General features: G+C 62.6%; 26 protein-coding genes. 2 read left to right on the top strand and 24 right to left on the bottom strand.

Features of this window, described 5'->3' with window-relative positions:
• Window positions 1–18: 18 nt before the first annotated feature.
• The 20 genes from pdxJ to AB3X96_RS16715 all read right to left on the bottom strand — a co-directional run bounded on the left by pdxJ (window position 19) and on the right by AB3X96_RS16715 (window position 18,809).
• Window positions 19–783: a pyridoxine 5'-phosphate synthase gene (pdxJ, locus tag AB3X96_RS16810; RefSeq protein WP_176105465.1), complete on the bottom strand. Its 765-nt coding sequence runs from the start codon at window positions 781–783 to the stop codon at window positions 19–21.
• Entirely contained in the window at window positions 780–1,694 is a 915-nt protein-coding gene (recO, locus tag AB3X96_RS16805) for a DNA repair protein RecO (RefSeq protein WP_368590567.1), read from the bottom strand. The genes pdxJ and recO overlap by 4 nt, the downstream gene beginning before the upstream one ends.
• Window positions 1,681–2,580, bottom strand: a complete 900-nt coding sequence (era, locus tag AB3X96_RS16800; RefSeq protein ID WP_050783920.1) for a GTPase Era — start codon at window positions 2,578–2,580, stop codon at window positions 1,681–1,683. Before era ends, recO begins: the two co-directional genes overlap by 14 nt.
• A 54-nt stretch (window positions 2,581–2,634) precedes the next feature.
• The gene (gene rnc, locus AB3X96_RS16795; protein WP_368590566.1) at window positions 2,635–3,918 is read right to left on the bottom strand and encodes a ribonuclease III; all 1,284 of its coding nucleotides are present in this window, start codon (window positions 3,916–3,918) and stop codon (window positions 2,635–2,637) included.
• Between the two features lie 192 nt (window positions 3,919–4,110).
• Window positions 4,111–5,004 (bottom strand): signal peptidase I, encoded by an 894-nt coding sequence (gene lepB, locus AB3X96_RS16790; protein ID WP_013090047.1) that lies wholly within the window; start codon window positions 5,002–5,004, stop codon window positions 4,111–4,113.
• Between the two features lie 18 nt (window positions 5,005–5,022).
• On the bottom strand, window positions 5,023–6,816 hold the full coding sequence (gene lepA, locus AB3X96_RS16785) for a translation elongation factor 4 (protein WP_368590565.1): 1,794 nt from the start codon (window positions 6,814–6,816) through the stop codon (window positions 5,023–5,025).
• A 228-nt stretch (window positions 6,817–7,044) separates the two neighbouring features.
• Window positions 7,045–7,317 carry a glutaredoxin family protein gene (locus tag AB3X96_RS16780; RefSeq protein ID WP_368590564.1) on the bottom strand — a complete coding sequence of 91 codons (273 nt, stop codon included), beginning with the start codon at window positions 7,315–7,317 and terminating at the stop codon, window positions 7,045–7,047.
• Window positions 7,314–8,834: a DegQ family serine endoprotease gene (locus tag AB3X96_RS16775; RefSeq protein WP_368590563.1), complete on the bottom strand. Its 1,521-nt coding sequence runs from the start codon at window positions 8,832–8,834 to the stop codon at window positions 7,314–7,316. The genes AB3X96_RS16780 and AB3X96_RS16775 overlap by 4 nt, the downstream gene beginning before the upstream one ends.
• 37 nt (window positions 8,835–8,871) lie before the next feature.
• Complete coding sequence (locus AB3X96_RS16770; protein WP_368590562.1) at window positions 8,872–9,912, bottom strand: MucB/RseB C-terminal domain-containing protein; 1,041 nt, start codon at window positions 9,910–9,912, stop codon at window positions 8,872–8,874.
• Window positions 9,913–9,916: 4 nt separating this feature from the next.
• Window positions 9,917–10,531, bottom strand: coding sequence for a sigma-E factor negative regulatory protein (locus tag AB3X96_RS16765; RefSeq protein ID WP_368590561.1), 615 nt, complete (start codon window positions 10,529–10,531; stop codon window positions 9,917–9,919).
• Window positions 10,532–10,624: 93 nt separating this feature from the next.
• Complete coding sequence (gene rpoE, locus AB3X96_RS16760) at window positions 10,625–11,224, bottom strand: RNA polymerase sigma factor RpoE (RefSeq protein ID WP_006051939.1); 600 nt, start codon at window positions 11,222–11,224, stop codon at window positions 10,625–10,627.
• Window positions 11,225–11,325: 101 nt separating this feature from the next.
• Window positions 11,326–11,742 (bottom strand): hypothetical protein, encoded by a 417-nt coding sequence (locus tag AB3X96_RS16755; protein WP_176105458.1) that lies wholly within the window; start codon window positions 11,740–11,742, stop codon window positions 11,326–11,328.
• Between the two features lie 108 nt (window positions 11,743–11,850).
• Window positions 11,851–13,089 (bottom strand): beta-ketoacyl-ACP synthase II, encoded by a 1,239-nt coding sequence (gene fabF, locus AB3X96_RS16750; protein WP_176105457.1) that lies wholly within the window; start codon window positions 13,087–13,089, stop codon window positions 11,851–11,853.
• Between the two features lie 255 nt (window positions 13,090–13,344).
• Window positions 13,345–13,584, bottom strand: a complete 240-nt coding sequence (acpP, locus tag AB3X96_RS16745) for an acyl carrier protein (RefSeq protein WP_004197638.1) — start codon at window positions 13,582–13,584, stop codon at window positions 13,345–13,347.
• A gap of 151 nt (window positions 13,585–13,735) precedes the next feature.
• A complete protein-coding gene (gene fabG, locus AB3X96_RS16740) occupies window positions 13,736–14,485 on the bottom strand; it encodes a 3-oxoacyl-ACP reductase FabG (RefSeq protein WP_368590560.1) in 750 nt (249 codons plus the stop codon).
• A gap of 112 nt (window positions 14,486–14,597) precedes the next feature.
• The gene (gene fabD, locus AB3X96_RS16735) at window positions 14,598–15,533 is read right to left on the bottom strand and encodes an ACP S-malonyltransferase (protein ID WP_368590559.1); all 936 of its coding nucleotides are present in this window, start codon (window positions 15,531–15,533) and stop codon (window positions 14,598–14,600) included.
• 118 nt (window positions 15,534–15,651) lie between these two features.
• Window positions 15,652–16,641 (bottom strand): beta-ketoacyl-ACP synthase III, encoded by a 990-nt coding sequence (locus AB3X96_RS16730; RefSeq protein ID WP_368590558.1) that lies wholly within the window; start codon window positions 16,639–16,641, stop codon window positions 15,652–15,654.
• On the bottom strand, window positions 16,641–17,747 hold the full coding sequence (gene plsX, locus AB3X96_RS16725; RefSeq protein ID WP_013090058.1) for a phosphate acyltransferase PlsX: 1,107 nt from the start codon (window positions 17,745–17,747) through the stop codon (window positions 16,641–16,643). Before plsX ends, AB3X96_RS16730 begins: the two co-directional genes overlap by 1 nt.
• Window positions 17,748–17,870: 123 nt before the next feature.
• Entirely contained in the window at window positions 17,871–18,050 is a 180-nt protein-coding gene (gene rpmF / locus AB3X96_RS16720; RefSeq protein WP_006401275.1) for a 50S ribosomal protein L32, read from the bottom strand.
• 102 nt (window positions 18,051–18,152) lie between these two features.
• Window positions 18,153–18,809 (bottom strand): DUF177 domain-containing protein, encoded by a 657-nt coding sequence (locus AB3X96_RS16715; protein ID WP_368590557.1) that lies wholly within the window; start codon window positions 18,807–18,809, stop codon window positions 18,153–18,155.
• A gap of 309 nt (window positions 18,810–19,118) precedes the next feature.
• Here AB3X96_RS16715 and AB3X96_RS16710 point away from each other — a divergent pair, with 309 nt between their 5' ends.
• Both AB3X96_RS16710 and AB3X96_RS16705 read left to right on the top strand, forming a co-directional pair.
• Window positions 19,119–19,733 carry a Maf-like protein gene (locus tag AB3X96_RS16710; RefSeq protein ID WP_176366102.1) on the top strand — a complete coding sequence of 205 codons (615 nt, stop codon included), beginning with the start codon at window positions 19,119–19,121 and terminating at the stop codon, window positions 19,731–19,733.
• A complete protein-coding gene (locus AB3X96_RS16705; RefSeq protein WP_368590556.1) occupies window positions 19,733–20,452 on the top strand; it encodes an SAM-dependent methyltransferase in 720 nt (239 codons plus the stop codon). Before AB3X96_RS16710 ends, AB3X96_RS16705 begins: the two co-directional genes overlap by 1 nt.
• A gap of 114 nt (window positions 20,453–20,566) precedes the next feature.
• On the opposite strand, the gene AB3X96_RS16700 is transcribed toward AB3X96_RS16705, so the two are convergent.
• Genes AB3X96_RS16700 through AB3X96_RS16685 form a run of 4 tightly spaced genes read right to left on the bottom strand, consistent with a single transcriptional unit; the run spans window position 20,567 to window position 23,711 of the window.
• A complete protein-coding gene (locus tag AB3X96_RS16700) occupies window positions 20,567–21,568 on the bottom strand; it encodes a S49 family peptidase (RefSeq protein ID WP_368590628.1) in 1,002 nt (333 codons plus the stop codon).
• Window positions 21,569–21,596: 28 nt separating this feature from the next.
• A complete protein-coding gene (locus tag AB3X96_RS16695; protein ID WP_368590555.1) occupies window positions 21,597–22,013 on the bottom strand; it encodes a Rieske (2Fe-2S) protein in 417 nt (138 codons plus the stop codon).
• Window positions 22,010–22,669: an HAD-IA family hydrolase gene (locus AB3X96_RS16690; RefSeq protein WP_176105449.1), complete on the bottom strand. Its 660-nt coding sequence runs from the start codon at window positions 22,667–22,669 to the stop codon at window positions 22,010–22,012. The genes AB3X96_RS16695 and AB3X96_RS16690 overlap by 4 nt, the downstream gene beginning before the upstream one ends.
• On the bottom strand, window positions 22,662–23,711 hold the full coding sequence (locus tag AB3X96_RS16685) for an RluA family pseudouridine synthase (RefSeq protein ID WP_368590554.1): 1,050 nt from the start codon (window positions 23,709–23,711) through the stop codon (window positions 22,662–22,664). The genes AB3X96_RS16690 and AB3X96_RS16685 overlap by 8 nt, the downstream gene beginning before the upstream one ends.
• Between the last annotated feature and the right edge of the window lie 558 nt (window positions 23,712–24,269).

Below are 24,269 nucleotides of genomic sequence, written 5' to 3'. Positions count from 1 at the left end.
GTCCGTCGCGAGATTGGGTTACGCGCGCGCGCCGAGACGCGCGGCGACCATGATCGCCTTCATCTCGCGCACCGCGTTGTCCCAGCCCGCGAAGATCGCGTGCGCGACGATCGCATGGCCGATGTTGAGTTCGACGATGCCGTCGATAGCCGCGATCTGCTGCACGTTCGTGTAGTGCAGGCCGTGGCCCGCGTTCACCTTGAGGCCGAGCGTCGTGCCGAATTCGACGGCGCGCACGATGCGCTCGTATTCGCGCTGCTGTTCGGCGGGATCGTGCGCTTCCGCGTAACGGCCGGTGTGCAGCTCGATCACCGGTGCGCCGGCTTCGTGCGCGGCGCGAATCTGCGTTTCGTCGGGATCGATGAACAGCGACACGCGCGAGTTGGCATCCGCCAGTTGCTTGCATGCGGCGCGCACCGCCTCGAACTGGCCGGCGACGTCGAGACCGCCTTCGGTCGTCAGCTCCGCGCGCTTTTCCGGCACGAGGCACACGTCGTGCGGCTGCACTTCGCACGCGATGTCGAGCATTTCGGCCGTGACCGCGCATTCGAGATTCATACGCGTTTTCAGCAGCGGACGCAGCTTGTGTACGTCGGCGTCGACGATATGCCGGCGATCTTCGCGCAGGTGCAGCGTGATCGCATCGGCGCCGGCTTCTTCGGCCATCAGCGCGGCGCGGATCGGATCGGGATAGGACGTGCCACGCGCGTTGCGCAGCGTGGCAACGTGGTCGATATTCACGCCGAGGTCGATCACGGTCGGCGAAGTCAGGAAGAAGCTCATAAGTTCTGCAGGTCGATCAGGATCTGGCGGGTAGCAAGCGACGCGCCGCCGAGATAGGTGTTGAGCAGGAAGCGCATCAGCGTTTTGCTTTGCGCGACGGTCTGCGCTCGATGGTAATCGTCCTTTTCCATATCGAGCAAGGTTTGTCCCGATACCACCGGCCACTGCGCGGGCCATTCGTCCGATGCCTCGCGCACGCCGCGCTCGGGATCGAACACGTAGCGGCCGTCGACGAGCACGGCCTTGCGCGCGACCGTGCGGTCGAGCGCCATCGCGTAGCCGGTCTCGCGCAGCAGCACGCGCTCGAACGAGCGCAGCACCTGCACCGGCGGCTCATCGTGCGCAAGACGAGTCAGCGTGACGACGTAGTGATGGAACAACTGCGGATGCGGGTCTTCGCGCGCACAGAAGCGCACCAGCAGTTCGTTGACATAGAAACCGCACAGCAGCGCGTCGCCGGTCAGCGGCAGCATGCCGCCGACCCACTCGGCGCCGGTCAGCGTGCGCATTTCGGATTTGCCCGACCATGCGAGCGACAAAGGCTGGAACGTTTGCAGCACGCCGCGCAACGCGGAGTGCGGGCGCTTTGCGCCCTTCGCGACGAGCGCGAGACGACCGTGGTCGCGCGACAGCACGTCGATGATCAGGCTGGTCTCGCGATACGGGTAGCTATGCAGCACGAACGCGGGCTGCTCGGTGATCCGGTATTCGGATAGGGAGGTGCGCGGCGCGCGACGCGCCGGCGCTTTGCGCGGCTCGCCATTGCCGGCCGGCGCGCTATTCGCGCTTTTCGCGCCTTTTGCCTGAGCCGACGACTGCCTCGCGCTACGCGCGGGTCGCGACGGCTCGTGCTCCGGTTGGTCCGGAGCCTCGTCTGAATTGAGCGTCATCCACGCGTCATTCGTACCCATACGCACGAAGCCCAGCTTCGTTGTCGGCCCAGCCGCTCTTCACCTTGACGAAGGTCTCGAGATACACCGGCCCGTCGAACAGCTTCGCCATGTCGAGGCGCGCCTCGGTGCTGATCTGCTTCAGCTTCGCGCCCTTCTGGCCGATGATCATCGCCTTGTGCGTGTCGCGATCGACGAGAATCGTCGCGAAGATACGGCGCAGTCGCCCTTCGGTTTCGAACTTGTCGATCAGCACGGTGCTGGTGTACGGCAGTTCGTCGCCGGTCCAGCGGAAGACTTTCTCGCGCAGGATTTCGGCCGCAAGGAAGCGCTCGCTGCGATCGGTCAGGTCGTCCTCACCGTAGATCGGCTCGCCTTCCGGCAGGAACGGCTTGATGGTCGCCATCAGACGCTTGATGTCGTCGGTATTTTTCGCGGACAGCGGCACGATCTCGTTGAACTCGCGCAGCGTGCTCATCTGCTGCATGAACGGGAACAGCGAGTCTTTATCCGACACGCGATCGAGCTTGTTCGCGATCAGCAACGTCGGCACCTTCGCCGGGATCAGGTCGAGTACCTTCTGGTCGTCGGGGCCGAAGCGGCCTGCTTCGATGACGAACAGGATCGCATCGACCGAGGTCAGCGTCGACGTGACGGCGCGATTCAGCGAGCGGTTTAGCGCGCCGCTGTGCTTGGTCTGGAAACCGGGCGTGTCGACGAAGATGTACTGGGCGTCTTCGAGCGTGTTGATGCCGGTGATGCGATGGCGCGTGGTCTGCGCCTTGCGCGACGTGATGCTGACTTTCTGGCCGACCAGCGCATTCATCAGCGTGGACTTGCCGACGTTCGGGCGGCCGACGATCGCGACCATGCCGCAGCGAAAACCAGTGGGAGTGGGAGCGTTCATATTCGGACTACGGCAGGTTCAGGTCGGCGCGCGCGACGCGCACGCCGATGGCAATCAATGGCCCGCATCGGCGACGCGCGTTTGCACCGCGCCGGCGACGCCGGGTTCGTGTTCGGCAGGTGCGGCCGGGGCCGCCGAGACAACCGATGCGGGCGCGGCGGAAACGCTCGATGAGGTAGTGCCCGGCGCGGCTTCGCGGTTACGCTGACGCTCTGCGCTGCGCGCGTGTGACGGCGCGTCGGCTTTGAGGTCGGGGGTTTTGTCCGCTGAGTGTTTTTCGGCCGGCTTGTCGACAGGTTTCTCGCCTGAGTGCACCGAAACCTTGTCGGCTCTCTCCGCCTTTTCGGACTTCTCGGCGCGCTCCGGCTTGTCATGTCCGCTGTACTCCACATGCGCGGCACGGATGACAGCCAACGGCGCACCGGCGGCGCCCGGCGCTGCACGCTCGGCTGCAGCCCTTTCAACCGCTGACTTTTCCGCGGCAGACTTGTCGGCGTGGGCTTCAACCGCAGCAGGCGCCCGCCCTTCGCCGCGCGCGCTCTTGCGATCCGGTGTGCGTAAATCCAGTGCGGCCTGCACGCCGGTCACACCCGGCACGATGTCCTGCTCGGCGTTTTTCGCGGCGCGCGCGCTTTTCGAACGCTTCGGCTTCGCAACTACGGCAGGCGCCGCGGCCATTACTTCGTCGAGCGCTTTCTTTGCGGCCGCCTGCTCCGCCGCGCGACGGCTCGCGCCCGAGCCGGACACCTTGACGTCGAGCTTTGGCACCGTGCATTCGACTTCGAATTGCTGATTGTGCGCCGCACCATGGGTGGCGACGACCGTATAGGTAGGCAACGCAATCTTGTGGCCCTGCAGATACTCCTGCAGCAGCGTCTTAGCGTCCTTGCCGAGCGTACGCGGGTCGATATGGTCGAGGATTGGCACGTACAGGCGTTTGATGACCGTCTGCGCAGCGTCGAAGCCGCCGTCGAGAAATATCGCACCGAGCACCGCCTCGAGCGTATCCGCAAGGATGGACGGCCGGCGGAAGCCGCCGCTGCGCAATTCACCCTCGCCGAGGCGCAGGCCCTCGGAGATATTGAGTGCCTGAGCAATCTCGTAAAGGGACTGCTGTTTGACCAGATTGGCACGCACGCGCGACAGATCGCCTTCGTCGAGTTTGCCGAAACGTTGGAACAAAAGCGCAGCCACCGCGCAATTCAGAACGGAGTCGCCGAGAAATTCGAGCCGTTCGTTGTGCGTGGAGCTGTGACTGCGGTGTGTTAAAGCCTGGCGCAGCAATTCCGCATTGCGAAATTCATAGCGCAAACGGCTTTCCAACGGAGATAGAGGCATGGGCAGAGTATAACGCGGGCGCCTGACCCGGCGGAAAGGCGGGGCGCCAGAGGAAAAAGCGTGGTGAAGCGACGTTACCGCGAGTTCTTAAAGTAGCATGACAACACGCCGCGACCGAGATAACCGGTGCCGGTTATTCGCGCGGCGTGTGATCGCTCATGAAGTGATCACGAAGCGATCAATGCACACGACTCACTGGAAGGAGCCGATGCGTCGCAGATCGCTGAAGTTCATCCAGATGAAAAATGCGCGGCCGACGATATTGCGTTCAGGCGCAAAACCCCAGTACCGGCTATCCGCGCTGTTGTCTCGGTTATCGCCCATCATGAAGAAGTTGCCCGGCGGCACTTTGCAGATCACGCCACGTGCGTTGTATTGGCAGTTGTCGCGATAGGGGAAGTCTTCCGCACCAACGATGAACGGCGGCACCGCCGGATTATTCAGAATCGCGTTCTTGCGGCCGTCGATATCTTCCTGGAACTGCTTCGCATAGCCGAGCCGCTCTTCGTCGAGATAATCGGGCAGCGGCGTTTCTGGCACCGGCTTGCCGTTGACGGTCAACTTCTTGTCCTGATACTCGACCACATCGCCCGGCAGGCCAATCACACGCTTGATGTAGTCGACCGATTCGTCTTTCGGATAACGGAACACCACGACGTCGCCGCGCTGGACCGGACGGCCCTGCGTGATCCTCGTGTTGGTGATCGGCAATCGAAGACCGTATTCGAATTTATTGACGAGGATGAAGTCGCCCACCAGCAGCGTCGGCACCATGGAGCCGGATGGGATCTTGAACGGCTCGACCACGAACGAGCGCACGACGAACACCACCAGAATCACCGGAAAAAAGCTCGCCGTATATTCGAGCCACCACGGCTGACGCAGCTTATCGTCACGCAAACGCGCGCGGGTTTGCGCGGCGTTTTCATCGGCGAAACGCTCGCCGATGCGCGCCTGCTGACGATCAAATTCGGCGACTGCGGCTTCTGCCTCGCGGCGCCGTTTCGGCAGGAAAACCAGTTTGTCCGCGACCCATGCGACACCCGTCAAAACGACGAGCACAAAAAGAATCAGCGCGAAATTCATAGGGTTCCGTTATTCAACTTATTTGTCTTCGACACGCAGAATAGCGAGGAAAGCCTCTTGCGGGATTTCAACCGAGCCCACCTGCTTCATTCGCTTCTTGCCTGCCTTCTGCTTTTCAAGCAGCTTCTTCTTACGCGTGATATCACCGCCGTAGCATTTTGCCAGCACGTTCTTACGCAACGCTTTAATGTTTTCGCGCGCGATAATGTTCGAACCGATCGTGGCTTGAACCGCTACGTCGTACATCTGACGCGGAATCAGCTCGCGCATTTTCGCTGCCACTTCGCGGCCGCGATACTGGCTTTGCGAGCGATGCACGATCACCGACAGCGCATCGACCTTGTCGCCGTTGATCAGCATGTCGACCTTCACGACGTCCGACGCGCGGTATTCCTTGAACTCGTAATCCATCGACGCGTAACCGCGCGAAATCGACTTCAGACGATCGAAGAAATCGAGCACGACTTCGCCCATCGGGATTTCGTACGTCAGCTGGACCTGACGACCGTGATACTGCATGTTGATCTGGTTGCCGCGCTTCTGCGTACACAACGTGATCACCGCGCCGACGTAGTCTTGCGGCATATAGAGGTTCACGGTGACGATCGGCTCGCGCACTTCCTCGATCTTCGATGGCTCCGGCATCTTGGCCGGATTCTCGACCATCAGGGTCGTGCCGTCGCGCTGCAGAACTTCGTAGACCACGGTCGGCGCCGTCGTGATCAGGTCCATGTCGAACTCACGCTCGAGACGTTCCTGCACGATTTCCATGTGCAACAGACCGAGGAAGCCGCAGCGGAACCCGAAACCGAGCGCTTGCGACACTTCCGGCTCGTACTGCAGCGACGCGTCGTTCAGCTTCAGCTTTTCGAGCGAGTCGCGCAGCGCGTCGTACTGGTTCGCTTCGACCGGATAGAGACCCGCGAACACCTGCGGCTTCACCTCCTTGAAGCCCGGCAGCGGCTCGGCCGCCGGCTGGTTCACCAGCGTAACCGTGTCGCCGACCTTCGCCGCCGCGAGTTCCTTGATGCCGGCGATGATGAAGCCCACCTGCCCCGCCGACAGCGATTCGAGATTCTTCGACTTCGGCGTGAACACGCCGATATGTTCCACCGGATACTGCGCGCCGGTTGCCATCAGGCGGATCTTGTCCTTCGGGCGCAGCGTGCCGTTGACGATGCGCACGAGCATCACGACACCGACGTAGTTGTCGAACCACGAGTCGATGATGAGCGCCTGCAGCGGCGCTTCCGGATCGCCCTTCGGCGGCGGTACTTTCGCGATCAGCGCTTCGAGCACGTCTTCGACGCCGAGGCCGGTCTTCGCGCTGCAATGTGTGGCTTCGGTCGCATCGATGCCGATCACGTCCTCGATCTCGGCGATCGCGTTTTCGGGGTTCGCCGCCGGCAGATCGATCTTGTTCAACACCGGCACCACTTCGACGCCGAGTTCAATGGCCGTGTAGCAGTTGGCGACGGTTTGCGCCTCCACGCCCTGACTCGCGTCGACGACGAGCAGCGCACCTTCGCACGCGGACAGCGAGCGGCTGACTTCGTACGAGAAGTCGACGTGCCCGGGGGTGTCGATCATGTTCAGGTTGTAGACTCGCCCGTTGCGTGCGCGATACGACAACGCGGCGGTTTGCGCCTTGATGGTAATGCCGCGCTCGCGCTCGAGATCCATCGAGTCGAGCACCTGAGCTTCCATCTCGCGGTCGGACAGACCACCACAAATCTGGATGATGCGATCGGCGAGCGTCGACTTGCCATGGTCGATGTGCGCAATGATCGAGAAGTTACGAATATGATCCATTCAGTGCCGATCAAGCGAAAAGGCGCGCCCGGACAATAGCGGAGCACGCCTTGTAAGTAGGTGAAAAACCTATCTATTTTAGCCGAAAAGCCCCTCGGCCGGCGCATCTTGCATAGCGCGGGCCTCAAGACGGCGTAGAAGATGCGAGAAATTTACCCTGCGCATCGTGGCGAGTCGCGACAAACACGCGCATGGATCGCGCGAATCGCCATGCCGCGCGGATGTACATCAGGACGCCGCGGCCACACGCGACGCATGCGCCGCCAATGCTGCGCGCACTCGCGCTTCGTTGAGATGGTAGTGGCACAACTCGACGCCATCGCATACCAGCACCGGCACCCACTCGTTGTAACGCGCTTCGAGCAACGGATCGCTGTCGACGTCGATCACCGCCAGTTGCGCACCGAACTCGGCCAGCAACGGCTCGAGCGCGGCGCGCATGTCCTCGCACAGATGGCACCACGCGCGCCCATAGAGCGTGAGCGATGCCGTCTTTGTCATTTCTGCGCGCTGCGCGGACGGATCGGCACAAACTGCGTGTTGTCGCCGCGACGCACCAGCAACGCGACCATCTTCTGCGAATCGAGGTGTGAGGTCAGTTCGTCGAACTGTTTCGCGCTCGTCACATCCATGTCGCCAACCCGCAGGATGATGTCGCCCTTTTGGAGCCCGACACGGGCTGCCGGACCGTCGACCGCGTCGATCTGCACGCCGTTCTGAATCTTCAGCGCTTTCTGCTGATCGGCGGGAATGTCGCTGACCGCGATGCCAAGCGCGTTGGTCGCGCGCTGCTTCGGCGCCTGTGGCTTCTTCTGATCCGCTTTCGCGACCTTGTCCGACTGCATTTCCGAGATCGTGATCGGCAGTTCGCGCGTCTGACCCTTGCGCCAGATCGAGATCGACGTCTTCGTGCCCGGCTTCGTATCGCCGACCATGCGCGGCAGGTCCGTGGCGGTGTCGACCGAATGACCGTTGAACTTCAGGATGATGTCGCCCGGCTGCACGCCGGCCTTGTCGGCCGGGCCGCCCGGCTCGACGCTGCTGACGAGCGCGCCCTGCGCCTTCGGCAAACCGAGCGAATCGGCGACGTCTTTCGTCACTTCACCGATCGCCACCGCGATGCGGCCGCGCACCACCTTGCCCGAACTCTTCAGCTGATCGGCCACGCGCATCGCTTCGTCGATCGGAATCGCGAACGAAATGCCCATGAAACCGCCGGTGCGGCTGTAAATCTGCGAATTGATGCCAATCACTTCGCCTTGCATGTTGATTAGCGGGCCGCCCGAGTTGCCCGGATTGACGGCTACGTCGGTCTGGATGAACGGCAGGTAGTCGCCGGTGTCGCGTCCCTTCGCGCTGACGATACCGGCCGTCACCGTGTTTTCGAGACCGAACGGCGACCCGATCGCGACGACCCATTCGCCGACGCGCACCTTGTTTGAATCGCCGATCGTGATGGTCGGCAGATTCGACGCGTTGATCTTCACGACCGCGACGTCGGTACGGTCGTCGACCCCGATCAGCTTCGCCTTGAATTCGCGCTTGTCGGTCAGCGTCACGTAGATCGTGTCCGCGTCGTCGACGACGTGAGCGTTGGTCATTACGTAGCCGTCCGCCGACAGGATGAAGCCCGAGCCCACCCCGCTGTTCTGTTCGGGGTCGGTGTTGTCCTGTGAATCCGGACTGCCGCCGCTGCCGCCACCCCCTCCACCGCCACCGCCGTTATCACCACCGCGCGGTGATTGCGGTGACTGCGGCAACGGAATCCCGAAGAAGCGCCGGAAGAACTCCGACATATCGCCGTCGTCCATACCCGGCGGCAGGCCGCCGCGGGAACTACCGTTCGACACGCGCGTTGTCGTGCGAATGTTGACGACCGCCGGGCCGACCTTGTCGACGAGGTCAGTGAAGTCGGGCAGATTGGCAGCGGGAGCCGCTGATGCCATATGCGGCACAAGCGGCAAACACGCCGCCACCACTACGGCCGCGAGGAATTTGCGCACCGAGAAAGTCGTCATATCGTAGCAAGCCGAGGGATTTCAGGATTCGGAAGGGTTACTTCGGAGCTTTGTATTCTATGGCAGACGCGAATTGCTGCAATGTGGTTTGGGGCACCTCACCGAGCAGGGTAATCCAGAAGTCACCCTGACGCTTGACCAGAACGTGCGTCGCGCCGCTATCGCCCGTGCCCTCTTTGCGCGTGTTGTTCTCGACCGGCTCGACGAAAACCGAAATCGCCGCGAGGCCGTCGGAAAACACGGCCTGGTCGACCGGGATCGGCGGCTGCCCCGCCTCGCGCGACGCCATCGGACGGCGCAACTGACGGATGATATGGAAACCCCGCACCGACGGATTGATTAGCCAACCCTGCGCGGCCATGTCGACCGGCTCGACTGGCGGACGCACGACCGTCCAGCCCGTGAGATTGCGGATGCCGTTGACGATGCCCGCCTTGTCGACCGGCACGCCGATGCGGACCTGCGAAAACGACAGTTGCTCGAGCACCTGGCCGCTCGGGTCGAGCGTCTGCGCGCGCAGCAGCAGACCGGTCTTTTTGTCGGCCCACAGCTTGTACGCGAACCGGTACGCGTCTTTCGGATCCAGTTCCATCACCAGACTGTCGACGCCCGCGACGCGGTCATCGCCCAGCATCTTCGGCTCGTAGACGGACAGTACCTGCTCGCCGTTCACGGACAGCAGCGCGGGGAATGAATCCTTGTTCTGCCGCTTTTCGAAGACCACGATACGCCGTTCCGGCAGGAACGTGTACATGTCGTCGTTGTGGCGCAGCATTTTGCGCGGCTTGCCGTCGAGGCTTTCGAGCTGCTCGAACTCGCCGTCCGTATGCGTGGAGTAATGCGCAATGCGCGACGTCTGCACGAAATTGCCGCGCTGATAGACGAAGGCGCCCTCGTAGTTCTGCTGTTGGGCGGCCTGATGGATGCGGTCGAGCAGTTCCGCGGCCGTGCGACGGGCGACGACCGGATCGTCTTGAGCAAAGACCCGCGGTGTAGCGGACAACAACACGGCTGCACAGAATAGAAATGCTGGCAACCGCCCCCAGATAGTCGTTTTATTGAACCGCGGAGTCTGCATCAAACTATTGGCCCTGCGTGGAGACTGAGGCAGCGCGAATCACCGGCATCGAGCCTGCCATCGCCGGTTGCTGCGCGAATTGCTGATGAGCTTCGAAGTATTGATCGAGGCTCGCGTCGCGAATGATGTTGGAGTCTTGCGCGGGCACCGAGGCCATGGCGACACGCTGCACCGGGTCGGCGTGCGATTGTAGCGAAGCGAGCTGGGCACCCGGACCACCCGGCGCGCCCTGCAGCTGCGGCACGACGATCCAGGTCAAGGTAGCGGCCGCGGCAGCGACGGCAAAAGCCGGCACGACTCGCCGGCGCAGCCCGAGCAGGCGGCGCGTGACCGACGCGGACGCGGCGGCTGGCGCCAGCACATGCGGCTCGCTTTCGAGGCGCGCGGCAAAACCGCTGAGAAAGGCGCTGCTCCGCGCGGGGCTGACTGCCAGATCGTCGGAACGTAGCGCGTCGCCGATCAGGTGGTAGCTCGACCAGGCGGCGCGATCATCGCCGTCCAGTTCCGCAAGAAACTTGTCCAGATTCAGATGCTCTTCGCCAAACAATTCACCGTCGACGAAAGCGGACAGACGCTCGCCGCGCGAGCCCGCTTGCGATTGCATCGAGACCGACCCCATGATGCTCCCCATCTTCCAATTACCCCGTAGTGACACCACTAATCCAGATATTGCGCCGCTGTCCCGCCAAGCCTGCTGGACGTTCAAAAACCTCTACCAGCGCTTGCCTTCGGGTGTGTCAAGCAGCGGTCGCAATTTTGCCGCAATGGCTTCGCGAGCGCGGAAAATTCGTGATCTGACCGTGCCAATCGGGCAACCCATCATCTCAGCGATTTCCTCGTAGCTCAAACCCTCAATTTCTCGAAGAGTAATGGCGGTGCGCAATTCTTCCGGTAAAACCGCCATCGCAGCATTGACCGTCTCGGCGATCTGCTTGCTCATCAACATCGACTCAGGCGTGTTGATATCCCTTAGTTGGTCAGCGTCGGAGAAAGTTTCAGCTTCTTCAGCATCCGCTTCGGTCGAGGTCGGCGCGCGCCGGCCCTGGGTGGCAAGGTAGTTCTTCGCGGTATTAACCGCAATCCGGTACAACCACGTATAAAACGCCGACTCGCCGCGAAACTGCGGCAACGCGCGATACGCCTTGATAAATGCGTCCTGTGCGACGTCTTCGACTTCGGCGGGGTCCCGCACGAGGCGCGAGATCAGCCGGAGAATCTTGCGGTGGTATTTGGAGACCAGAAGCTCGAACGCGGCCTTGTCGCCCTTCTGGACGCGTTCGACCAGCACCTGATCAATTTCTTTTTCGCTCACCTGATAAATCCGTTAACTATAGGGCGCATGGCGGGGGACCATTGTAGCGTCCCCCTCGTGAGGGCACGTTACTACGGTAACAGCGGTTACAGTCGTTACAGTCAGGCGCCGGCCGCACGCCGGCCCAGCACGGAAAGTTCGCGGAAAACATTCGGCGGCAGCGCGTCGGCGGCGAGCAGCAGGGAGCGCGTACGGCCCAGCGGCGCACGCATGAGGCCACGCCTTCGACCGCTCTCGGGCGCGAGCGCGAGCACCAACAAACGGCTGCTCCACTGCGCGCAACCGACGACGCGACCTCGCGCGAGCAATTCACCTGCGCGGTTCCAGGCGGAAATCTCGCCCATCGCGATATGCAGCGCGGTGGGCTGCGCCGCGTCATGCCTAGCCGCGCACAGTGCAAGGACCGCTGCGACGGCGAGCGTCAACGCAGCGGCCTGCCACGCGCCCAAGCGTGGCGCGAGACAGGTATAGACGGCTAACGTCGCAATCAGCACGAACGCCCCCGCCGCGGCACGCATTGCGACAGAGCGACGCAACGCAATCCGCTGCGTCGTCCTGCTCAACGTTGCCGGTGCGGGGGAAAGCGCCGGCAAGGCCGGCGTCGCGAACTGATGCGTCACCCTTGATCAGGCGCGCTTGAACACCAGCGTGCCGTTCGTACCGCCGAACCCAAACGAGTTCTTCAGCGCGACGTCGATCTTCATGTCCCGCGCGGTGTTTGCGCAGTAATCGAGATCACAGGCCGGGTCCTGGTTGAAGATGTTGATGGTCGGAGGCGAGACCTGGTGATGCACGGCGAGCACCGTGAACACCGACTCCAGACCGCCGGCGCCGCCCAGCAGGTGACCCGTCATCGACTTGGTCGAATTGACGACCATGTCCTTCGAGTGGTCGCCGAACGCCCGCTTGATGCCGGTCGTTTCCGCCAGATCGCCGAGCGGCGTGGACGTGCCGTGCGCGTTCAGGTAGTTCACCTGATCGCCGTTGATGCCCGCGTTCTTCAGCGCCGCGAGCATGCAGCGGCGTGCGCCGTCGCCGTCTTCGAGCGGCGCGGTCATGTGGTACGCATCGCCGCTCATGCCGTAGCCGCCGATTTCCGCGTAGATCTTCGCGCCACGCGCCTTCGCGTGCTCGTATTCTTCGAGCACCATCACGCCCGCGCCTTCGCCGAGCACGAAGCCGTCGCGGTCCTTGTCCCACGGACGGCTAGCGGTTGCCGGATCGTCATTGCGTTGCGACAGCGCGCGCGCCGCCGCAAAGCCGCCGATACCGAGCGGGGACACGGTCGATTCCGCGCCGCCGGCAATCATCACGTCGGCGTCGCCGTATTCGATCAGGCGCGAAGCCTCGCCGATGCAGTGCAGACCGGTCGTGCACGCGGTGACGATCGACAGATTCGGACCCTTGATGCCGAACTTGATCGACAGGTGGCCGGAGATCATGTTGATGATCGAAGCCGGCACGAAGAACGGCGAAATGCGGCGCGGGCCGCGATTGAGCAATTCGGTTTGGGTGATTTCGATCATCGGCAGACCGCCGATGCCCGAACCGACCACTACGCCAATGCGCTCCGAATTCTCGTCGGTGACTTCGAGCCCGCTGTCCTGCATCGCCTGGATGCCCGCGGCCACGCCGTAGTGGATGAACGTATCCATGTGGCGCGCTTCCTTACCGGGGATGTAGTCCTCGATATTGAAGCCCTTCACCTCGCCGGCGAAACGAGTCGAGAAGTTCGACGCATCGAACTTCGTGATATTGGCAATCCCAGACTTGCCGGCGACCAGATTGGCCCAGCCATCGGCAACATTATTGCCAACAGGCGAAATCAGCCCCAGGCCTGTAACAACAACACGACGGCGGCTCACGGTAACCCCTTTTTCATAGATGACAAAAGCAAAAGCCACAGCGCCCACAGGAATCGCCCTGTGTGCCCTGTGGCTGTTTAAGTCGGCAATCGCGCGGAAAGTTGCGCTGTCAACATCGCTGGCTCCTGCGTGGCAAGCGGCGTGGCGTATGACGTGTCAATGGACACACCCCATAGCGCCGACCCTGCTGGCGCCGGCAAGCGGCACGGCAGGGCGTCATGCGCGACCCGTGCAGAAACGCAGGCGCGAATGACCTTAGGCCTTGACGTTCGCGCGAGCGTAGTCGATCGCTTGCTGAACGGTGGTGATCTTCTCGGCTTCTTCATCCGGAATTTCCATGCCGAATTCGTCTTCGAGGGCCATCACGAGCTCAACGGTGTCGAGCGAGTCCGCGCCCAGATCGTTCACGAACGACGCTTCGTTCTTGATTTCCGCTTCCGCAACGCCCAGTTGTTCCGCGACGATCTTCTTGACGCGCTGTTCGATATTGTCCATTACCCCTCCAAGGGAAAAGAAGTTCAAAAATACAGGTGCGCGCATTTTATCAGGTTTGACCCGGCAAAAAAGCGGCGCTTCGGGTTCCTGTCAACGCATGCGCCTCGTGCTTCTGCGAACGCATCAAGGCGCGGATAGTAACCGAATTTGGTTACTGCATGTACATGCCGCCGTTCACGTGCAGCGTCGTGCCGGTGATGTAGCCCGCTTGCGGCGAGGCGAGGAAAGCGACCGCGTGCGCGATGTCTTCCGGGCTGCCGAGACGGCCGAGCGGAATCTGCGTTTTCAGCACGGTCTGCTGCTCTTCGGGCAGCGCCTTGGTCATGTCGGTATCGATGAAGCCAGGCGCCACGCAATTGACCGTGATGCCACGGCTGCCGATCTCGCGCGCGAGCGCGCGCGTCATGCCCGCGACGCCCGCCTTCGCGGCCGCGTAGTTGATCTGGCCAGGGTTGCCGGCCGAGCCGACCACCGACGTGATATTGATGATCCGACCGCCCTTCGCTTTCATCATCGGGCGCAGCACCGCACGCGACAGACGGAACACCGACTTCAGGTTGGTGTCGACCACCGCGTCCCAGTCGTCGTCCTTCATGCGCATCGCCAGTTGATCCTGCGTGATGCCGGCGTTGTTCACCAGCACGTTCAGCGCGCCGAATTCCTTGACCGTGCCGTCGATCAGCGCTTCGGCCGCGGCCACGTCGTTGACGTCGAGCACCGCGCCGCGGCCGCTCACCCCGGCCGCTTTGAACGCCTCGGTGATCGCCGTCGCGCCGCTTTCGCTGGTCGCGGTGCCGATGACCGTCGCGCCCTGACGCGCGAGTTCCATCGCGATCGCACGGCCGATTCCGCGCGATGCGCCCGTTACGATTGCGATCTGCTTGTCGAGAGTCTTTTCCATCTGTCAGTCCGGATGCCCTTCAAATAGGGCTCATTGATTCTTGTTGATTCGTCTGTCGAGGGATGCCGCGCCAGCGCGGCACGGCTCTGCCGATACCCGCCCGCGAAAGCGCTCAGCCTGCCGTCACGAGCTTCAGCGTTTCTTCGAGCGATGCCGGATCGAACACCGATGCGCCGCCGAGATTGCCGTCGATGCGCTTGGTCAAACCCGCAAGGACCTTGCCCGGGCCGCATTCGATCACGTGCGTGACGCCCTGCGCGGCCATTGCCTGCACGCATTCGACCCAGCGCACCGCACCAGCCGCCTGGCGCACCAGCGCGTCCTTGATTTTGGCCGGCTCGTTGACCACGGCGACGTCGACGTTGTTGATGACGGGAATCGACGGCACCTGCACGTCGATGCTCGCGAGGTATTCCCGCAATTGATCCGACGCCGGCTTGAGCAGCGACGAGTGGAACGGCGCCGACACCGGCAGCGGCAGCGCGCGCTTCGCACCTTTCGCCTTCGCGAATTCGCAGGCTTTCTCGACCGCGGCCTTGTGGCCCGCGATCACGACTTGCGCCGGCGCATTGAAATTGACCGCTTCGACGACGCCCGCGACCGACGCTTCCGCGCAGACCGCGCGCACCGTGTCGTCGTCGAGGCCCAGAATCGCGGCCATGCCGCCTTCGCCCACCGGCACCGCGGTTTGCATCGCCTGCGCGCGGAAACGCACGAGCGGCACCGCGTCGCGGAAAGCTAGCGCGCCGGCCGCGACGAGCGCCGTGTATTCGCCGAGGCTATGGCCGGCGACGATCGCCGGCGCCGGGCCGCCCGCCTGCTGCCACGCGCGATAGGTAGCGTAGGCCGCGGTCAGCATGACCGGCTGGGTGTTGGTGGTGAGATTGAGATCTTCGGCGGGGCCTTCGGCGATCAGCTTGCCGAGGTCCTGGTTGAGTGCGTCGGAGGCTTCCTGAACCGTCTCACGCACGACTGCGTGACCGGCGAATGCATTGAGCATGCCGACCGCCTGCGAGCCCTGCCCAGGAAAAACGAACGCGAATTTCATATCGTCCCCAAAATCTGTTTAATCGGATGTGGCTGCCGGCCGCGGCTGCACGATGGCGCGCGGTATTGGTCCGGCCGCGCAGGCGCCGCCAGCTACGCCCTGCGATGCGTCGTCGCGCTCAGTAGCGAATGACCGACGCGCCCCACGTGAAGCCGCCGCCGACGCCTTCGATCAGCACGTTCTGGCCGCGCTTGATGCGGCCGTCGCGCACCGCGACGTCGAGTGCAAGCGGAATGGACGCCGCCGACGTATTGCCGTGCTCGCCCACCGTGACGACCATGCGCTCCTGCGGCAGGCCGAGCTTGCGGCAGGTGCTTTGCATGATGCGGATATTGGCCTGATGCGGAATCAGCCAGTCGATCTGCTCGGGCTTCAGATCGGCTTTTTCCAATGCTTCGATTGCGACCTTCTCCAGCACGTTGACGGCAAGCTTGAACACCGCCTGGCCGTCCATGTGCAGGAACGCGCTGCCAGCGACCACGCCGCCGTTCACGTTGCCCGGCGTGCACAGAATGTTCGAATGGCTGCCGTCCGCGTGCAGCGCGCTCGAGAGCACGCCCGGTTCGTCGGAGGCCTGCAGGATCACCGCGCCGGCGCCGTCGCCGAACAGCACGCAGGTGGTGCGGTCGTTGAAATCGAGGATGCGCGAGAAGGTTTCCGCGCCGACCACGAGGGCCGTGCGATGCTGACCGGTGCGAATCAGACTGTCCACTGTCGCGACCGCGTAAGCGAAGCCTGAGCAGACCGCCTGCACGTCGAACGCGGCGCCCTGATTCTTGATGCCGAGCTTGTTCTGCAGCAGGCAGGCGGTGCTCGGGAACACAAAGTCCGGCGTGGAAGTGGCGACGACGATCAGATCGATGGACTGGGGATCGATGTCCGCCGCTTCGATCGCGCGTTGCGAGGCGATCAACGCGAGGTCGCTGGTCGTGACGTCGGGATCGGCGAAGTGGCGGGCATGGATGCCCGTGCGCGCGACGATCCATTCGTCGCTCGTTTCGACACCTTGCCTGGCGAGACGCTCAGCCAGATCCTGATTGGTGACGCGGTTGGACGGCAGATAGCTGCCGGTGCCCAGCACGCGGGAGTAGATTGTGGATTGAGCCATTATGCCTTCGAGGATTGCGCAGCGTAGGGCTCGGCCGGCTGGCCTGCGATCGGGCTTGCGTGACCCGCACCGCTTGCGTCGCGCGCCGCCTGTTCGAGAGAACCTGCGTTCTCTTCCATCGCTCGCGCAAGGCGCTCCAGCACGCCGTTTTTGACGGCATCATACCCGCGTTTGATAGCCCACTCAAACGCGTAGGCATCGGCGGAACCGTGGCTTTTGATCACGAGACCGCGCAAGCCGAGCAGCGCGGCGCCATTGTATTGCCGATGGTCGACGCGTTTCTTGAAGCGCATCAATACCGGCAGCGCGAGCACCGCCATCACCTTGGTCAGCCACGAACGGCCAAACTCTTCCTTGATGATGTTGGACAGCATCTGCGCGAGACCTTCCGACGTCTTCAGCGCGACATTGCCGACAAAGCCATCGCAGACGATTACGTCGACGGTGCCCTTGTAGATGTCGTCGCCTTCGACATTGCCATGAAAGTTCAGTGTACTCGCACGCAGCAGTTCGCCGGCGCGCTTGATGATGTCGTTGCCCTTGATGACTTCTTCGCCGATGTTGAGCAGGCCGATGGTGGGCCGCTCTTTGCCTTCGAGCGCGGACACGAGCGCGTGCCCCATCTCGGCGAACTGCAGCAGGTGCTGCGGCTCGCAGTCGACGTTGGCGCCCAGGTCGAGCATCATCGTATAGCCGGTGGGATTGGGCAGGGCGAACGCGATGGCCGGGCGTTCGATACCCGACAGCGTTTTCAGCACATAACGCGAGACCGCCATCAGTGCGCCGGTGTTGCCGGCGGAAATGCAGGCTTGCGCCTCGCCTTCCTTGACGCGGTTCAGCGCCACGCGCATCGACGAATCTTTTTTCTTGCGCAGCGCGACCTCGACCGGATCGTCCATCGCGACGACCTCGGTAGCAGGCACGACGGTCAGCGCCGGCAGATCCTGAGCCTTGAGCTTCTTCAGCTGCGCACGAATCGCACTTTCAATGCCGACGAGCAGCAACTGCGCATCGGGATGCGAACGAACGAAGTTGACGGCAGCGGGAACGGTCACGGACGGGCCGTGGTCGCCTCCCATGCAATCTATCGTGAGCTTTACTGTCATGGAGTGCGACGAATTTCAGACACAAAAAAGCGGCAGTTGAATGCCGCCTTTTTGCCGAACCGGGAAAATGTCAAGCGAGCCGATCGCTACGCGAAACGCCACAGGGCGCATCGCAGTCGACGATTAGTCGTTCTTCGTCTTGACAACTTTCTTGCCGCGATAGTAGCCGTTCGGGCTAATGTGGTGACGCAGATGCACTTCGCCCGTGCTCGGCTCAACGGCCAGCGGCGCTGCCGTCAGGAAATCGTGCGAACGGTGCATGCCGCGCTTCGACGGCGACTTCTTGTTTTGTTGAACTGCCATGACTAAAACTCCAAAAAATTTTCCGAATTCTAACACAGCCCGATACGGACTTAACCACTGGCCGAATGGCCAATGCGCCAGCATCGCGCCCCCTGCAACTATTCAGTGCTTCTTGCCGCCCGGTTCGTCGCGCTTCAGACTCTCGAGCGCCGCAAACGGATTGCGCCGCTCGCTGGATTGATCCGGCTCGCCGACATCGCCAGCTTCGTGCTGCGCGGCTTCGTCACCCTCCCCTTCGCTGCCGTCCGCACCCGAGACAAGGCTCTCGTGCACTTCAGGACAGATCTCGTGTTTCGGCACGAGCGGCAAGGAAAGCAGCAACTCTTCTTCGATCAAGTCGATGAGATCGAACTGGCGCGAGCCCACGATCACCTCGACTTCATCCTCGTCGAGCGGAAACTCTTCGGCTTCCGCCTCCGTACTGACGATCCGGTAAGTTGCATCGACGTTGAACGCCTGCGAATACGGCGTCAAGCACCGCTGGCATTCGAGCCACGCGGCACCATGAATCGCCAGCCGCAGATAAGGCTGGAGACCTTCGGTGCCGTCGTCCTGCAATTCCGGTTGCGTCGTCCCTTCGGCCTGCCATGTGAACGCGGTGTCGCGATCTGGCGCTTCCGCCGGGACTTCGTTTAACATGCGCGGCAGTTGCGAGACGCGCACGACACCCGCAGCCTGACGCCCACTTCGCGCAAATTCGAACAGATCGAGTTCATGCGGGTCGGACGGACCTGCAGGTTTGCCAGGATGTTGAGTCATGTGCGCTCCTGCGTCGGCAAGCAAGTTGCCGGGGTGATTCGCGAAGGACGATCAGATCCGCCGCGAAGATAATCCGGTGTGCGAGGCAGCCAGGGGGGGTCAGTGGCCATTGCGTTCAACCTGCCGAGCTTTCTTCGACCTTCCGGCTGCCGAAAGCCGCTGAACGCGCCGAGACCCTTCAGGCGCAAGCATACCGTGAAAAGCCCAAAATCATATCCGTTTTGTCTTTTCGAGTCAAACACTTAAGCCCGTACGCACACTAGCCTCGCGCGACCCCGTACGACCCGCCTCTTCCGTTGCCCGCAAACCATGTCTGATTCCTCCAAACGCCCGCCACGCCTGATTCTGGCGTCGAGTTCGCAGTATCGCCGCGAGTTGCTCGAACGCCTGCGCGTGCCGTTCGACATCGTCGTGCCCGCGATCGACGAAACCCCACTCGCCGGTGAAACACCCGATACCACTGCGCTGCGCCTCGCCGAAGCCAAAGCGCGCGCGGTCGCCAAAGGCCTCGCCGCCGCCGAACGCGCGCTCGTGATCGGCTCCGACCAGGTCGCCACCTATGACGGCCTGCAGATCGGCAAACCCGGCACGCACGACAGGGCGCTCGCGCAGTTGCAGGCGATGCGTGGTCGCGAGGTGCTGTTCCATAGCGCACTGTGTCTGTTCGACAGCGCGACGGACAGCGCGCAGACCGTCGATGTGATTACCCGCGTGCGCTTTCGCAACCTGCCGGACGCGGCCCTCGACGCCTATCTGCGCGCCGAAACGCCGTACGACGTGGCCGGCAGCGCCAAATCCGAAGGACTCGGCATCGCGCTGCTGGAGGCGATCCATTCCGACGACCCGACCGCGCTCGTCGGCCTGCCGCTCATCGCGTTGTCGCACATGCTGCTCGCGGCCGACTATCCGCTTCTGGGGGCATGATGACCGGTACGCTCTATCTGATTCCGAACACACTCGGCGAAGGCGACGCAAGCGCACTCGAGCTGGTGCTGCCCGCGCCCGTGCGCGCCCGTGCGGCGTCGCTGCACTATTACATTGGCGAAAACGCGAAAACCACGCGCGCGTTCCTGAAAAAAGTCGGCACCAAACGGCCCATTCAGGAGATCGAGATTCGCGAACTGAACGTCAATACGCCGGGCGGGGAAATTGACAAGCTGCTCGCGCCGCTGCTCTCGGGCACCGACGCAGGCCTCGTCTCCGAGGCTGGCTGTCCGGCAGTCGCGGACCCGGGCGCACTACTCGTGCGACGCGCGCACGAGCGCGGCGTGAAAGTCGTGCCGCTGGTCGGACCGAGTTCGATTCTGCTCGCGCTTATGGCGTCGGGGCTGAACGGCCAGACTTTCGCGTTTCACGGCTACCTGCCCGTCGACGCCGCCGAACGCGCCAAACGTCTGCGCGATCTCGAGCAACAGTCGCGCAAGAGCAAGCAAACGCAGATCTTCATCGAAACGCCGTACCGGAATCGCGCGTTGCTCGATACGTTGCTCGCGACCTGCGCGCCGTCGACGCTCGTCTGTGTGGCGGTCGATCTGACGCTACCGAGCGAAGTCATCGCAAGCCGGAGCGTTGCGGACTGGAAAAAGAAGCCTGAGATCGACCTGCATAAGCGGCCGGCGATTTTTCTGATTCTGGCGGCCTGAGCGCGAGTACCGGGCAGACAGCGAACACCAGGCCGCCCCGAAACGTGCCCGCAAAGACAAAGCCCGCGCAATCGGCCAAAGCCGACCGCGCGGGCTTCTTTTATTACTGCGCGTTCAACGCAGATTCATTTTTGCGCCGAGCACCATCGCCCGAACCGCGCCGGCGCCGACCGCAGCGCCGAATTTGCGCGCAACGCGGTCCGTAATGCTCTCTTTTACCGTGTAATCGACGATATCCGGCGCTTTGAAGATCTCTCGCGCGACGTAATCCGCATCCCCAAAACCGTCCGCGAGGCCCAATTCGACGCTCTTCTGCCCCGTCCAGAACAGACCCGAGAACATGTCCGGTGTCTCATGCAGACGCTTGCCGCGCCCCTGACGCACTGCATCGATGAACTGTGAGTGGATTTGATCGAGCATAAGCTGTGCATGTTCGTCCATCTTCGGCGTTTCAGGCGAGAACGGATCGAAAAAACCCTTGTTCTCACCCGAGGTGTGCAGCCGGCGCTGAATCCCCAGCTTGTCCATCAGACCTGTGAAACCGAAGCTGTCCATCAGCACGCCGATCGAACCGACGATGCTCGCCCTGTCTACATAGATCTTCTCCGCCGCGGCGGCCGCGTAGTAGCCGCCTGATGCGCACATATCGCCAACTACGACATACAGCGGAATAGACGGATATTTCCCGCGCAATCGCCGAACTTCGCTGTTGATAATGCCTGCCTGGACCGGACTGCCGCCCGGGCTATTGCAATAGAGAATCACGCCGGCGGTATTTGAATCTTCGAATGCGGAATCGAGGGCAGTGTTGACATCTTGTGCGTTCGCGTTCGTATCCGTCGAGATCTCGCCGTCAAGCGACACCATCGCCGTATGTCGGCCAGTCGTGGCGACCCGCCCACCCGAAAAACTCAGCGCGCCCCACACTACTAGTGCAAGCACTCCGAGGAACAGGAAACGGAAAAAAATCCGCCAGCGCCGCGCGGCGCGTTGCTCATTGATCGCAGCGAGCGCGATGCGCTCGAGCGCGGCACGCTCCCAGCCGGGCTGGTCGGCGGCTGCACCGGAGCGGCCTCCCGAGGAGGGGTCCTTTCCGGGGGTCAAATTGTCGGACATGCGGACAGTGGAAAAATTGGAGAGGAAATCAGCGCGTGACCGGCAGCAATTCGCCGTCAGGCAACCAGAATACCGCACGACCCTCAGGCGTATCGCGTTCCTCGACCTGCACGGCCCGCAATCTGCCCCCGCGACACGGCCCACCGACGCATTTGCCGGTATCCGGCGCGTAAATCGCGCCATGTGTCGCGCACATCAAGTATAAGCCGGACGATTCGAAGAACTGCCCTTCCTGCCAGTCGAGTTCCATCGGCACGTGAGCGCAGCGGTTCAGATAGCCGTACGCGCAGCCATCATAGCGGACGAAAAACACCACGGCATCCTGCCCGCAGAGCCGCGCGTCGCGCCGGACGCCTTCGCCACCGTCGACCAGCTCCTCGGCCGCGCAAATGCGCACTGCCTGCGCAGCCGCGGCCGCCGTGGCATTCAAGCCGTCGGCGCTCATGCGTTCTCCCGCAGCCAGCTGGACAAATCGCTGATGCTCGACGCAACGAACTTAGGCGACATCGCATTCAGCGAATTCGCCGGATGCGCACCGTAAGTCACGCCGATGCCCGCCACGCCGGCGTTGAGCGCCATCTGCAAGTCGTGCGTCGTATCGCCGATCATGACCGTGCGCGCCGTATCCTGCCCCAACTCGCGCGTAAGCTCGTGCAGCATTGCCGGATGCGGCTTCGAGAAGGTTTCGTCCGCGCAGCGCGTGCCGTCGAACAGGCTCGTCAGACGTGCCTGATCGAGCGCGCGATTGAGCCCGACGCGGCTCTTGCCGGTCGCGACCGCGAGCAGATAGCCGACATCGCGCAACTCCTGAAGCATTTCGCGCACGCCGGGGAACAGCTCGGTGGTCTGGTCCTTTACCAGAAAATGAAAGCGATAACGCTCGGAAAGCCGCGAATAGTCGGCAGGATCGAGCGTCGGCGCGGCGATCTGCAGTGCGTCGCGCAGGCCCAGGCCGATTACATAGCTCGCGGCTTCGTCGGCGGGAACCGGCAGGCCGAGATCGCGACACGCCGCCTGGATGCTGCGCGTGATATGCGCGGTCGAATCCATCAGCGTGCCATCCCAGTCGAACACGATCAGGTCAAATTGCTCTCTAGCCATGCAAGGTCGTCTCCGGGTTGGACCCAGTGCGTAGTTCGTTGAGTTGTTCTATAAAGCCGCGGCAGTCGGCCGGCAGCGGCGCCTCGAGTTGCAACGGCGCGCCGGTGGCCGGATGCGCGAGCTTGAGCCGGTAAGCGTGCAGAAACATACGCTTGATCCCGGGCTTCGCGTTCGCGCGCGCAAGAGCCTTGTTAAGCGCGAAATCACCGTATTTGGCGTCGCCGACGATTGGTAGCGCCAGATGCTGCAAATGCACGCGAATCTGGTGCGTGCGCCCAGTCTTCAGTTCCGCCTCCAACAGCGCGTATTCGGGCCAGATGTCGACCAGATTGAAGATCGTGTGCGAAGCGAGGCCATCGGCCTGCACGCGCACGCGGCGCTCGCCGTCGGCGGTCAGGTATTTGTGCAGCGGCTCCTTCACTGTGCGACGGCGCCCCCAGTCGCTTGCCCATTCGCCGTGCACGCACGCGTAATAGCGCTTGTCCATCTGGTTGTCGCGGATCTGCTCGTGCAGATTGACGAGCGCCGCGCGCTTCTTCGCGAGCATCAGGATGCCCGAAGTCTCGCGATCCAGCCGGTGCACGAGTTCGAGGAATTTCGCCTGGGGCCGCGCCGCGCGCATCTGCTCGATCACGCCGAACGCGACTCCGCTGCCGCCGTGGACCGCGACGCCGGCTGGCTTGTCGATCACCAGCAAATGCTCGTCTTCGTACAGAATGTGAAAGCCCGCCGCGGGCACGGGCACGTGGGCTGCGGCCTGATCCGGCTGGGCGACGCGGATCGGCGGTACGCGCACGAGATCGCCCAGTTCGAGCCGGTATTGCGCATCGATCCGGCCCTTGTTCACGCGCACTTCGCCGCTGCGCAGGATGCGGTAAATATGGCTTTTCGGCACGCCCTTGCAGACGCGCAGCAGGAAATTATCGATGCGCTGACCAGCCGATCGGTCGTCGATTGCGATCAGCGAAACCTGGTCGCCCGAAACCGAGCCTTCGAGCGCGCCTGCAACCGATCTCTGGGATGTTTTGCCTAACTCTTTCATTCTGAATATAATTTGCCCAGCAGTCCGCGACGGCCGGCGCGGTGTCCGCACAGCGTCCGGAATGCGGGTGGATTGCGCGAGCGCAAGCGATAAACCGTTATTTTACTTGCGCCGGGGTCTGGTTGCTCACCCTGAAAATGAGATGCAACAAGTTGCACGCACGAAGTCAGCACCCGGCAGGGACGGCGCCCGCAGGCGCGTTCGGTCAAGGTCGGCTTCGACGGTAACGGAATTTTGGTAAAAAAGAATTTAGCTTCCAGCTTCGTGATCCGGGTGGTATGACGCCCTGCTGGACGAAGCTGCAAGTCGCGAAAATACGGCGTGCGCCCGAGTCGTCTTGTAGAAAGTACAAGACATGGCGACGTCAAAAGAAAGGCGAGACACCCCCAGCAGGAAAAGACGCGCCGCCTGCGCGAACTTCCCGTTGCGGCATGACCGCGGACTTCGGCCCTTCGCTCGCGCGCCCAGTTGGCGCGCCCGCTTCACAGGACGAAGACTTATGAAGGTCTGCTGGCTAAACGCGGCGTGTCAGGCCATGATTTGAAGCCGTGTTCGCAT

This window comes from Paraburkholderia sp. BR13439, assembly GCF_040948805.1.
Lineage (GTDB): Bacteria > Pseudomonadota > Gammaproteobacteria > Burkholderiales > Burkholderiaceae > Paraburkholderia > Paraburkholderia youngii.
The sequence above is the reverse complement of the archived record's forward strand: the minus strand, read 5'-3'. Positions and strand labels throughout refer to the sequence as shown.